General features: G+C 72.1%; 9 protein-coding genes. 4 read left to right on the top strand and 5 right to left on the bottom strand.

The genetic code is table 11. The features are described 5' to 3' along the window. Positions 1-8: 8 nt before the first annotated feature. On the bottom strand, positions 9-1358 hold the full coding sequence (locus IE295_RS00405; protein ID WP_190062333.1) for a M16 family metallopeptidase: 1350 nt from the start codon (positions 1356-1358) through the stop codon (positions 9-11). Positions 1359-1580: 222 nt separating this feature from the next. On the opposite strand from IE295_RS00405, the gene IE295_RS00400 reads away from it, so the two are divergent. After that, positions 1581-4037, top strand: coding sequence for a DNA gyrase/topoisomerase IV subunit A (locus tag IE295_RS00400; RefSeq protein WP_190061366.1), 2457 nt, complete (start codon positions 1581-1583; stop codon positions 4035-4037). A 122-nt stretch (positions 4038-4159) separates the two neighbouring features. On the opposite strand, the gene IE295_RS00395 is transcribed toward IE295_RS00400, so the two are convergent. Continuing rightward, positions 4160-5206: a CobW family GTP-binding protein gene (locus IE295_RS00395; protein WP_190061365.1), complete on the bottom strand. Its 1047-nt coding sequence runs from the start codon at positions 5204-5206 to the stop codon at positions 4160-4162. A gap of 145 nt (positions 5207-5351) precedes the next feature. Between IE295_RS00395 and IE295_RS00390 the strand changes: the two genes are divergently transcribed. Then, complete coding sequence (locus IE295_RS00390; protein WP_190061364.1) at positions 5352-6263, top strand: ferredoxin family protein; 912 nt, start codon at positions 5352-5354, stop codon at positions 6261-6263. A gap of 18 nt (positions 6264-6281) precedes the next feature. On the opposite strand, the gene IE295_RS00385 is transcribed toward IE295_RS00390, so the two are convergent. The 3 genes from IE295_RS00385 to IE295_RS00375 all read right to left on the bottom strand — a co-directional run bounded on the left by IE295_RS00385 (position 6282) and on the right by IE295_RS00375 (position 9136). Then, positions 6282-7346: an ABC transporter substrate-binding protein gene (locus IE295_RS00385; protein WP_372478788.1), complete on the bottom strand. Its 1065-nt coding sequence runs from the start codon at positions 7344-7346 to the stop codon at positions 6282-6284. Between the two features lie 76 nt (positions 7347-7422). Beyond that, positions 7423-8292 carry an ABC transporter permease gene (locus IE295_RS00380; RefSeq protein WP_190061362.1) on the bottom strand — a complete coding sequence of 290 codons (870 nt, stop codon included), beginning with the start codon at positions 8290-8292 and terminating at the stop codon, positions 7423-7425. Beyond that, on the bottom strand, positions 8282-9136 hold the full coding sequence (locus IE295_RS00375) for an ABC transporter ATP-binding protein (protein WP_190061361.1): 855 nt from the start codon (positions 9134-9136) through the stop codon (positions 8282-8284). Before IE295_RS00375 ends, IE295_RS00380 begins: the two co-directional genes overlap by 11 nt. A gap of 297 nt (positions 9137-9433) precedes the next feature. On the opposite strand from IE295_RS00375, the gene IE295_RS00370 reads away from it, so the two are divergent. Both IE295_RS00370 and IE295_RS00365 read left to right on the top strand, forming a co-directional pair. Continuing rightward, entirely contained in the window at positions 9434-11065 is a 1632-nt protein-coding gene (locus IE295_RS00370; RefSeq protein ID WP_190061360.1) for a sensor histidine kinase, read from the top strand. Beyond that, the gene (locus IE295_RS00365; protein ID WP_190061359.1) at positions 11062-11742 is read left to right on the top strand and encodes a response regulator; all 681 of its coding nucleotides are present in this window, start codon (positions 11062-11064) and stop codon (positions 11740-11742) included. Before IE295_RS00370 ends, IE295_RS00365 begins: the two co-directional genes overlap by 4 nt. Position 11743 lies beyond the last annotated feature (1 nt).

The following is an 11743-nucleotide window of genomic DNA, read 5'->3' as shown; positions in this document are numbered from 1 at the left end:
GGCGTCGCTCACTGAGCCGTCTCCTCTTCCTCGTTCTTGTCGGCGCCGGCGTCGGCCTGGGGCGCGGTCGGCTCGTAGACGAGCACCGCGCGGTTGTCGGGGTGCAGCCGGGCCTTGGCGACCTCCTGCACCTCCTCGGGGGTGATGTCCAGGACGCGCTGGACGGCGGTGAGGGCCAGCTGCGGGTCGCCGAACAGCACGGCGAAGCGGCACAGTTCGTCGGCGCGGCCGCTGACGGTGGCGAGGCGGTCCAGCCACTCGCGCTCCAGCTGGGCCTGGGCGCGCTCCATCTCCTGCGGGGTGGGCCCCTCGACGGCGAAGCGGGCCAGCTCGTCGTCGACGGCGGCCTCGATGTCGGTCACCTCGAAGCCGCCGGACGCCTTGACGTCCAGCCATCCCATGGAGGGGGCGCCGGCCAGGCGCAGCAGGCCGAAGCCGGCGGCGACGGCGGAGCGGTCGTGGCGCACGAGGCGGTTGTGCAGACGGGAGGACTCGCCGCCGCCGAGGACGGTCAGGGCGAGGTCCGCGGCGTCCGCCTCGCGCGTGCCGTCGTGCGGCAGGCGGTAGGCGGCCATCAGCGCGCGGGAGGGGACCTCCTCGCGGACGACCTCGCGCAGCTGCCCGCCGATGGTGTCCGGCAGGCTGCCGTCGCGCGGCGGCTGCTTGCCCTCGTGCGAGGGGATGGAGCCGAAGTACTTCTCGATCCAGGCGAGCGTCTGCTCCGGATCGATGTCGCCGACGACCGAGAGGACGGCGTTGCCGGGCGCGTAGTACGTGCGGAAGAAGGCGCGCGCGTCCTCGAGGGAGGCGGCGTCCAGGTCGGCCATCGAGCCGATGGGGGTGTGGTGGTAGGGGTGGCCGTCGGGGTAGGCCATGGCCGTCAGCTTCTCGAACGCGGTGCCGTAGGGCACGTTGTCGTAGCGCTGGCGGCGCTCGTTCTTGACGACGTCGCGCTGGTTCTCCATGGACTCGTCGTCGAGCGCGGTGAGCAGCGAGCCCATCCGGTCCGCCTCGAGCCACAGGGCCAGCTCCACCTGGTGGGCGGGCATGGTCTCGAAGTAGTTGGTGCGCTCGAAGCTGGTGGTGCCGTTGAGCGAGCCGCCCGCGCCCTGCACCAGCTCGAAGTGGCCGTTGCCCTTGACCTGCGCCGAGCCCTGGAACATCAGGTGCTCGAAGAGGTGGGCGAGGCCGGTACGGCCCTTGACTTCGTGGCGCGAGCCGACGTCGTACCAGAGGCAGATCGCGGCCACCGGCGTGAGGTGGTCCTCGGAGAGGACCACCCGCAGGCCGTTGGCCAGGCGGTGCTCGGTCGCTGTCAGACCGCCGGCGGCGGCCTGTTGCGTGGCCGTGTGACCCATGGGCATGTACGTCCCTTCGATCTCTTGAGATCCCGCGGTGCCTCGCGACGACTCGCGTGATGAACAGTGCTGTCACTGTATGCAAGCGCGCTGACATCCGGAGAAGTTCCCGGCCCCCGCCACCCTTCCCGGACGGGTCGCGGTCGGGGTTGTCAGTGGCGCGGTCCACAATGGTCGGCGTCAGACCCGCCTCGGCAATCGATCGAAGGAGCAGCAGCCGCGATGGCCCGCCGCAGCACGAAGACCCCGCCGCCGGAAGACTTCGAGGAGCGCATCCTCGACATCGACGTCGTCGACGAGATGCAGGGCTCCTTCCTCGAGTACGCCTACTCGGTCATCTACTCCCGCGCCCTGCCGGACGCCAGGGACGGCCTCAAGCCCGTCCACCGCCGCATCCTCTTCCAGATGAACGAGATGGGGCTGCGCCCGGAGCGGGCGTACGTCAAGTGCGCCCGGGTCGTCGGCGAGGTGATGGGCAAGCTCCACCCGCACGGCGACGCGTCGATCTACGACGCCCTGGTGCGCATGGCCCAGCCCTTCTCGATGCGGGTGCCGCTGGTCGACGGCCACGGCAACTTCGGCTCGCTCGGCAACGACGACCCGCCCGCGGCGATGCGTTACACCGAGGCCCGGATGGCGGCGGCGACGTCGCTGATGACCGAGTCGATCGACGAGGACACCGTCGATTTCTCGCCGAATTACGACGGCAGCGAGCAGGAGCCCGTCGCCCTCCCCGCCGCCTACCCGAACCTGCTGGTCAACGGCACGTCCGGCATCGCGGTCGGCATGGCGACGAACATGCCGCCGCACAATCTGGGCGAGGTCATCGCCGCCGCCCGGCACCTGATCCGGCACCCGGGCGCCGATCTCGACACGCTCATGAAGTACGTCCCCGGCCCCGACCTGCCCACGGGTGGCCGGATCGTGGGCCTGAGCGGGATCCGGGACGCGTACGAGACCGGCCGCGGCACGTTCAAGATCCGCGCCACCGTCTCCGTGGAGAACGTCTCCCCCCGCCGCAAGGGCCTCATCGTCACCGAACTGCCCTTCGCGGTGGGTCCGGAGAAGGTGATCTCCAAGATCAAGGACCTGGTCGGCTCCAAGAAGCTGCAGGGCATCGCCGACGTCAAGGACCTCACCGACCGCGCCCACGGCCTGCGCCTGGTCATCGAGATCAAGAACGGCTTCAACCCCGAGGCCGTCCTGGAGCAGCTCTACAAGCTCACGCCGATGGAGGAGTCCTTCGGCATCAACAACGTCGCGCTGGTCGACGGCCAGCCGCTGACGCTGGGCCTCAAGGAGCTGCTGGAGGTCTACGTCGACCACCGCTTCGAGGTGGTCAGACGGCGCAGCGAGTTCCGGCGCGGCAAGCGGCGGGACCGGCTGCACCTGGTCGAGGGCCTGCTGGTGGCGCTCATCGACATCGACGAGGTCATCCGAATCATTCGATCGAGTGAGAACGCCGCGGAGGCCAAGGCGTCACTCGTGGAGCGCTTCTCGCTCTCCGAGACGCAGACGCAGTACATCCTCGACACCCCGCTGCGCCGCCTGACGAAGTTCGACCGGATCGAGCTGGAGTCCGAGCGGGACCGGCTGAACTCCGAGATCGCGGACCTGACCCGGATCCTGGAGTCCGACACCGAGCTCCGCAAGCTCGTCTCCTCGGAACTGGCGGACGTGGCGAAGAAGTTCGGCACCGACCGGCGCACGGTGCTGCTGGAGTCGGCGGGCGTCCCGGCGGCGGCGATGCCGCTGCAGGTCGCGGACGACCCGTGCCGGGTGATGCTGTCCTCCACCGGCCTGCTGGCCCGTACGGCCACGGGCGAGCCGTTCGACGGGGCGGCCGACACCAAGCGGGTCAAGCACGACGTGATCGCCTCGGCGGTCCCGGCGACCGCCCTGGGCGAGGTGGGCGCGGTGACGTCGACGGGCCGGCTGCTGCGGCTGCGGGTGATCGACCTGCCCCAGCTGCCGGAGACGGCGGCCCCGCCGAACCTGTCGGGCGGCGCGCCGGTTTCGGAGTTCCTGTCCCTGGAGGACGGCGAGCGGGTGGTGTGCCTGACCACGCTCGACGAGTCCTCGCCGGGACTCGCCATCGGCACGGAGCAGGGCGTCGTCAAGCGCGTGGTCCCCGACTACCCCGCCAACAAGGACGAGCTGGAGGTCATCTCCCTCAAGGACGGCGACCGCATCGTCGGCGCGGTGGAGCTGCGCACGGGTGAGGAGGACCTGGTCTTCATCACGGACGACGCCCAGCTGCTGCGCTACCAGGCCGCGCAGGTGCGCCCGCAGGGCCGTCCCGCGGGCGGCATGGCGGGCATCAAGCTGTCGTCCGGCGCGAAGGTGATCTCGTTCACGGCCGTCGACCCCGCCGAGGACGCGGCCGTCTTCACGGTCGCCGGCGCCCGGGGCGGGCTGCCCGGTGCGACCTGGGAGGCGACGGCGAAGCTCACGCCGTTCGACCAGTACCCCCGCAAGGGGCGGGCCACGGGCGGCGTGCGCTGCCAGCGCTTCCTCAAGGGCGAGGACTGCCTGGTGCTGGCCTGGGCCGGGGCCGGCCCGGCCCGTGCCGCGACCGCCAACGGCACGCCGGCCGCCCTGCCGGAGCCCGACCCGCGCCGCGACGGCTCGGGGACGCCCCTGGTCGTTCCGGTGGCCGCGGTCGCGGGCCCGGTCTAGGCCCCGGTCGCAGGGCTCCTGGCCCGCCCCCGGTGGGGGCCGGCCAGGACCGCCCGTACGGGCCCAGGACCGCCCGTACGGGCTCAGGAGCGCGAGTACAGGCTTGGAACGCCCGTACGGGCTCAGGACTGCGCGTACCGCAGGACGCCCCACATGCTGTGGTCGTCGGTCTCCTGCGGTGCGGTGTCCCGGCAGGCCTCGATGCCGTCCCGCAGGGCCGGGGCGTCGATGCCGCTGCCGATCATGACGAGCCGGGTGGCGCGCTTCTCGGAGCGCGCCCATGGCGAGGGGTAGAAGCGCAGGAAGTCGCCGACCGCGTGCAGGGTGAACTTCTGCCGGTGGCCGGCCACCCCGAAGTGGACGAAGCCCTTGACGCGGTAGAGGCCCTCGGGCCTGCTGTCGAGGAACTCCATCAGCCGGCGCGGGTGCATGGGCTCGTCGGAGGCGAACTCCACGCTCTCGTAGCCGGCGTGCAGGTGGCCGTGGCCGTGGTGGTCCTGATCGTGGTCGTCGTCCCCGGTGCACAGGTCCTCGAACGACAGCTGCCGGATCGCTTCGTTCCGCTCCTCGCGCGGCTTGCGGTCGAAGAGGAACTCCGGGTCGACGCGGCCGTACGCGGCGGGGACGACGGGCGTGCCGGGCGCGAGCCCGGCGAGCGTGGTCAGCAGCTCCTCCCGCGCCTCGTCCCCGATCCGGTCGGCCTTGTTGAGCACCACGAGGTCGGCGATGCCCACGTGGCGGTCGAGCTCGGGGTGCCGCTCGCGCGTGGCGGTGAACTCGGCCGCGTCGACCACCTCGACCAGGCCGCCGTAGACGATGCTCTTGTTGTCGCTGGCCAGGATCATGCGGATGAGTTCCTGCGGCTCGGCCAGGCCGCTGGCCTCGATGACGATGACGTCGATGCGGGCCGCCGGGCGGGCCAGCCGGTCCAGGAAGACGTCCAGCTCGCTGGTGTCCACGGCGCAGCACAGGCAGCCGTTGCCCAGCGACACCATGGAGTCGACCTGTCCGGCGACGCTCATCGCGTCGATCTCGATGCTGCCGAAGTCGTTGACGATCGCGCCGATCCTGCTGCCGCCGCTCCTGCTCAGCAGGTGGTTGAGCAGGGTGGTCTTACCGGACCCGAGAAACCCCGCGAGCACGATGACCGGGATCTGTCGCTTGGCCAAGGGAACGCCCTCCGTCGTCGCATCCGTGCGGTGGCCGGTCCGCTCGCCCGTCCGGCCCTCGCCGTGGTCCGTCCGGGGCGACTCCTCATACGAATCGACCGGCTCAAGTGTCGCATCGGCCCGAGGTCAGGTTAGGCTCACCTATGTGAGCACGTGCGCGACCGCCTCCCGACTGCTGACCGAGCCCCTGGCCGGTACCGCCGCGCCCGCGCGGACGTGGCTACTGATCGAGCAGCCCGGCCCCTGGGGCTCGGACGCGCTCGCCTCCAGCCACCTCGACCCCGCCGTCGGCAGCGCCCTGGACCGGGCCGCGAAGGACACCGGCGTGCGCGTCCAGCTCATCCGCCGCCCCGGCCGGCACGCCGACTGCCACGAGCCGGCCCGCCAGCGGGTCTTCGTCGCCCACACGGCCCCCGGCCGCTCCTGGATCCGTACGACCCGCATCGCCGACCCCGCCGAGCTGCTCGGGCTGGACCTCGCGGCGCTCGGGGCGGGCGAGCACGGCGGCCTGTGGGACGCCTACGAGGGCGCCCCCCTGGCCTTCGTCTGCACCAACGGCAAGCGGGACCGCTGCTGCGCCCTGCTCGGCCGGCCGCTGGCCGCCGAGCTGGCCGCCTCGGGCGGCACCGAGGCCTGGGAGGTCACCCACATAGGCGGTCACCGCTTCGCGCCGACGCTGCTCGTCCTGCCGTACGGCTACGCCTACGGACGTGCCACCGCGCACGACGTCAAGGACGCGCTCGAGGCGGCACGCGACGGCCGGATCGTCACCCACAACTGCCGGGGCCGCTCGGCCTGGGACCGCCCCGGCCAGGCCGCCGAGCTCGCGGTGCGCGCGCTGACCGGCGAGGAGGGCGCGGACGCGCTCGACGTCACCGCCACCGACGGCGCGGCGCCGCGCTGGACCGTGACCGTCGCCCACCGCGACGGACGCGCCTGGCGGGTGGAGGTGGAGCAGGGCGCGGCCGAGCCGCCGCGCCCGGAGTCGTGCGGCAGGGCGCTCGGCACCCCGGCCCGGATGGACGTCGTCGCCGTCGTCCCGGTGGTCCGGGCCTGACGGCCGCCGGGGCCGCTCTCAGCCGGCGGCCTTCTCCACGAACTCGGTGGTGTAGGTCTTCTTCAGGTCCACCGAGGCGTCCTTGAGGCTGGGGTTGAAGGACTTGAGGACCTCGTGGACGGTCTTCGGCCCGTCGGCGGGCATCACGCCGTCCTTGGTGAACATCGGCAGGGTGTTCTGGATCGCCTTGACGTAGAGGTCCCTGCCGCCCTGGGCGTAGTCGGCGGGCATCTCGGCCGCGATCTCCTCCGCCGAGTGCTCGGACATCCACTTGAGGGTCTTGACCATGGCGTTGGCCAGCTTCTGGACGGTTTCCTTGTGGCTGTTGACCCAGTCGGTGTTCATGTAGAGGCTCGAGGCGGGGTAGAGGCCGCCGAGCGCGGCCCTGGCGCCCTCGGGGGTGCGCATGTCGACGAGCACCTTGCCCGAGTTCTTGGCGAGGATCTGGGCGACGGTCGGGTCGGTGGTCATGCCGCCGTCGATGGAGCCCTTCTCGAGCGCGGAGATGAAGGTCTGGCCCGCGCCGACGGCCACGGGAGTGAAGTCGCTGACCTTCACCCCGTTCTTCACCGCCAGGTACTTCGTGAGGAAGTCGGTGGAGGAGCCGAGGCCGGTCACCCCGAGCTTCTTGCCCTTGAAGTCCTTGGGCGAGGCGATGCCGGCGGCGGCCTCCTTGGAGACGACCTCCACCTCGCCCGGCGTCTGGGCCAGCTGGACCACCGATTCCACCTGCTTGCCCTTGACCTGCAGGTCGAGGGTGTGGTCGTAGAAGCCCACGACGCCCTGGACGTCGCCGGAGACCAGGGAGGTGGTGGCCTGCACGCCCGCGGGCTCGGAGAGCAGCTTGACCGTCACTCCCTCCTCCTTGAAGTAGCCGAGTCTCTGGGTGAGCACCGCCGGGAGGTAGATGACCTTGTCCAGGCCACCGACCATGATTCTCACGGTCTCGCCGGAGGACGAGTCGTTGGCCGCGGAGCTCTTGCCCTCGGTGGAGGACTCGTCGGCGCAGCCGGAGAGCGCCATGCACATCACGCCCGCGAGGGCCGTCGCGGAGACCTTGGCGAGGGTGCCGAACGTACGCATCATCGAATTCCTTGGGTGAGTGAGCGGGACATCAGCGGGATTCGCTGTGGGGGGTGTGACGTGGTCGGTGGAGGAGTCACCGCTCGCTGCCGGGCGAGCCGGGCTTCCAGCGGAAGAGCCGCTTCTCCGCGAAGGTCAGCAGCCCCTCCGCGAGGAGCGCGACGACGGCGAGGATGACCATCGCCGCGTACACGCCGGCGGCGTTGAAGGTCCCCTGCGAGGAGGCGACGAGCAGGCCGATGCCCTTGGTCGCGCCGATGTACTCGCCGACGATCGCGCCGATGAGCGCGAAGCCGAAGCTGACGTGGAGGCTGGTGAAGATCCACGAGGTGGCGGAGGGGATGACCACCTGGAGGGTCACGCGACGATTGCTCGCGCCGAGGATGCGGGCGTTGGAGACGAGGTGGCGGTCCACCTCGCGAGCGCCCTGGAAGGCGTTGAAGAAGACGGGGAAGAAGACCAGCACCACGGCCGAGGCGACCTTGGAGGCGGGGCCCAGGCCGAACCAGATGAGGAAGATCGGCGCGAGCACGATGCGCGGCAGCGCGTTGAGGACCTTGATGTACGGGCCGAGGACGTCGGCGAGGAAGCGGACGCGGCCGAGCGCGATGCCGAGGACCACGCCGCCCGCCACTCCGGTGATCCAGCCGAGCAGGGCCTCGTAGAGCGTGTACCAGATCTGCTCGCCGAGCGACCCCTGGGCGGTGCCGTGCAGCGTCCACTGCGCGATCTGGTCCCAGATCCTGGACGGCATGGAGAAGTTGAAGGGGTCGATGACCTTGGTGCGGGCCAGCACCTCCCATGCGGTGAGCAGGACGACGAGCAGCAGCACGCGGGCGCCGAGGACGAGGAGCCGGCGGTTGCGCGCCGCGCGTGCCCGCGCCTCCGTACGCCCCCGGACGCGCTTGTCCGTGATGATCGTGGCGGTGATGGACTCAGGCGCCATGGGAGGCGCCCCTCTCACGGGTGATGCGGACTTCCTCGCCCAGGCAGGACCAGATCTCGCGGTACAGCTCGATGAACTGCGGCTCCAGGCGGACCGATTCGACCTTGCGCGGCCGGGGCAGGCCGATGGGGAAGACCTGCTTGACGGTGGCCGGGCCTGCCGTCATCACGACGACCTTGTCGGCGAGGGCGATGGCCTCCTCCAGGTCGTGGGTGACGAAGACGACCGAGGCCTTCCTGCCGTCGGAGCGCGAACCGCCCCACAGCTCCAGCAGCTCGTCGGACATCAGGGCCCGGGTCTGCACGTCGAGCGCCGAGAACGGCTCGTCCATGAGGAGGATCGCCGGATCGCCCACGAAGGTCTGGGCGAGAGCCACCCGCTTGCGCTGGCCGCCGGAGAGCTGGTGCGGGTAGCGGTCCTCGAAGGCCGCGAGGCCCACCCGGCCCAGCCAGTCGCGGGCCCGCTCGCGCGCCCGCGCCTTCGGCTCGCCCCGGAAGCGCGGCCCGGCCATCACGTTGGACAGCACGGTCCGCCAGGGGAAGAGCGCGTCCTGCTGGAAGACGAAGCCGACCTCCGGCCTGATCCCCGAGACCGGCTCGCCGCCGACCAGCACCTCGCCCTCGGTGGGCTCCTCCAGGCCGCTGACCAGCGTGAGCGTGGTCGACTTGCCGCAGCCGGTCGGGCCGACCACGGCCACGAACTCGCCCTGCCCGACCGTGAGATCAAGATCGCGTACGGCCGTGTGCAGCGCACCGGAGGGCGTACGGAACGCCTTGGTCGCGCCGCGCAGCTCGATCGCCGGGGCGCCGCCCGGTGGATGGGCGTTCGCCGTGCCGTTGTTCATCCGTCCGCCTCCGCTGCCGGCCGTCGTTCGGTGGTCCTCGGCGCCGCGCTGCCGTGCGGGGCGACCGGTGGTGGACGTTAGGAGCGGCCCGGGAGGCAAGGGCAGTCTTGTGAGCGCTGTGCGACTTGAGCGCACGAAGTCTGTTCTGCTCGTTTTGCTCGCGATAGAACAACAAAAGTGACACGGGAGCGACACAAACGGCCATCCCCCGGCTACGTTCAGTGCGCGTCGATGGTTCGCGCGCCCGCCGAGCCGCACCCCTCGACGGCCCGCACCCGGAAGACGAAAGGCACCCGTATGCGCCCCCGGTGGCCCCGCCGCGTCTTCGCGCAGGTTCTCTCGGTCCAGCTCCTGATCACCACCGGCGTCACCGCGCTCACCGTCGGGCTCTTCCTGGCGCCGCTGGGCGCCCAGCTCGACCAGCAGGCCGAACGCCGGGCCCTGGCCATCGCCGAGGCGACCGCGGCGCAGCCCGGCATCGCCCGGGCCCTGCTGGCGGGCCGGCCCGACCCCGAGGGGCCGGTCCAGGCCGCCGCGGAACGCATCCGCCTGGCCACGGACGCCAGTTACGTCGTCGTGGTCGACACCCGGGGCATCCGCTTCTCCCACACCACCCCGTCCCGGATCGGCCGGCACGTCAGCACCGACCCGGGCCCGGCCCTGGCCGGCCGCGAGTGGACGGGCATCGAGAACGGCACCCTCGGCCGGTCGGCCCGCGGCAAGGTGCCGCTGCGCGACACCGAGGGCGCCATCGTCGGCGCGGTCTCCGTCGGCATCGCCTACGGCGACGTCCGCGACGTCCTGCTGCACGCCCTGCCCGGCATCCTCATGTACGCGGGAGCGGCGCTCGGAGTCGGCGCGCTGGCCGCGTTCGCCGTCTCCTGGCGGCTGCGCAAGCGCACCCACGGCATCGAGCTCTCCGAGATCTCCGCGCTCCTGCAGGAGCGCGAGGCGATCCTGCACGGCATCCGCGAGGGCGTGGTCGCCCTCGACCGGCGGGGCAGGGTGCGCCTGGTCAACGACGCGGCGCGGCGCCTGCTCGGGCTGGGCCCGGACGCCATCGGCCGGCCGCTCGACGCGGTCCTGCCGCCGGGCCGGACCGCCGACGTGCTGGCGGGGCGCGTGCGCGGCACGGACCTGCTCACCGTCCGCGACGGGCGCGTCCTGGTCGCCAACCGGATGGACACCTCCGACGGCGGCACCGTCGCGACGCTGCGCGACCGTACGGAGCTGGAACAGCTCGGCCGGGAGCTCGACGGCACCCGGGGGCTGACCGAGGCGCTGCGCGCCCAGGACCACGAGCACGCCAACCGCATGCACACCGTGCTCGGGCTGCTGGAGCTGGAGCTGTACGACGAGGCCGTCGAGTTCGTGGCGGAGGTGACCGGGGCGCACCGGGCCACCGCCGAACAGGTCACCGAGCGGGTACGCGAGCCGCTGGTCAGCGCCCTGCTGGTGGGCAAGGGGGCGGTCGCGGCGGAGCGTGGCGTGGCGCTGCGCGTCAGCCCGGCGACGCGGCTGCCGGAGCGTGTGGTGGATCCCCGGGACCTGGTCACGGTGCTGGGCAATCTCGTGGACAACGCGCTGGACGCGGTGGCCGGGCGGCGGCGTACGGAGGGTTTCGTGGAGGTGGAGTTGCGCGCGGCGGGCGGCACGGTGGTGCTCACGGTCTCGGACAACGGGCCGGGCGTGCCGGCGGAGGCGAGGGAGCTGGTGTTCGCCGACGGCTGGTCCACCAAGGAGGCGGCACCCCACCGCCCCCGGGGGCTCGGGCTCGCGCTCGTACGGCGGCTGGCGGAGCGGTACGGCGGCTCGGCCCGGGTGGGTGAACGGCCCGGCGGCGGGGCGGTGTTCACGGTGGAGCTGCCGGAGGCGCTGCGGCCGCGGCCGGCGCAGGAGACGCGCGTACCCGAAGGAGTGAACCGTTGATCGAGGTCCTGGTCGTGGACGACGACTTCCGCGTCGCCGAGATCAACGCGGCCTACGTCAGCAGGGTGCCGGGCTTCCGCGTCCGGGCGACGGCCCACAACGCCGCGCAGGCGCTCGAGGCGCTGGAGGGCGGCGGCATCGACCTGATGCTGCTCGACCACTACCTGCCGGACGAGACGGGCCTGTCGCTGGTGCGCCGCGTCCGGCAGCTGGGCCACCACACCGACGTGATCATGGTCACCGCGGCCCGGGACGTCGCCACCGTCCAGACGGCGATGCGCTACGGCGCGCTGCAGTATCTGGTGAAGCCGTTCACCTTCCCGGGGATGCGGGTGAAGCTGGAGGCGTACGCGCGGCTGCGCCGGACGCTCGACGGCGCCGGCGAGGCGGGGCAGGACCAGGTCGACCGGATCTTCGGCGCCCTGCGCACCGCCTCGGCGACCGCTCCCCTGCCCAAGGGCCACTCCGCGCCGACCGCCGACCTGATACGCCGGGTGCTCTCGGACGCGGCACGGCCGCTGTCGGCGCACGAGGTGGCGGAACGCTCCGGACTGAGCCGTTCCACCGCCCAGCGGTACCTCAAGCGGCTGGAGGAGTCGGGCCGGCTCAGCCTGACGCTGCGCTACGGGGAGACGGGCCGGCCCGAACACCGCTACGCCTGGGCGGGCCGGCAGTGAG

This window comes from Streptomyces griseocarneus (genome assembly GCF_014655595.1).
In the GTDB taxonomy this organism is placed as follows: domain Bacteria; phylum Actinomycetota; class Actinomycetes; order Streptomycetales; family Streptomycetaceae; genus Streptomyces; species Streptomyces griseocarneus.
The sequence above is the reverse complement of the archived record's forward strand: the minus strand, read 5'-3'. Positions and strand labels throughout refer to the sequence as shown.

Bases quoted from the DNA above. Each gene is read 5' to 3' on its own strand.
- IE295_RS00385 (WP_372478788.1), bottom strand. From the start codon at position 7,346: ATGCGTACGTTCGGCACCCTCGCCAAGGTCTCCGCGACGGCCCTCGCG.
- IE295_RS00375 (WP_190061361.1), bottom strand. From the start codon at position 9,136: ATGAACAACGGCACGGCGAACGCCCATCCACCGGGCGGCGCCCCGGCG.
- IE295_RS00400 (WP_190061366.1), top strand. From the start codon at position 1,581: ATGGCCCGCCGCAGCACGAAGACCCCGCCGCCGGAAGACTTCGAGGAG.
- IE295_RS00380 (WP_190061362.1), bottom strand. From the start codon at position 8,292: ATGGCGCCTGAGTCCATCACCGCCACGATCATCACGGACAAGCGCGTC.
- IE295_RS00370 (WP_190061360.1), top strand. From the start codon at position 9,434: ATGCGCCCCCGGTGGCCCCGCCGCGTCTTCGCGCAGGTTCTCTCGGTC.
- IE295_RS00405 (WP_190062333.1), bottom strand. From the start codon at position 1,358: ATGGGTCACACGGCCACGCAACAGGCCGCCGCCGGCGGTCTGACAGCG.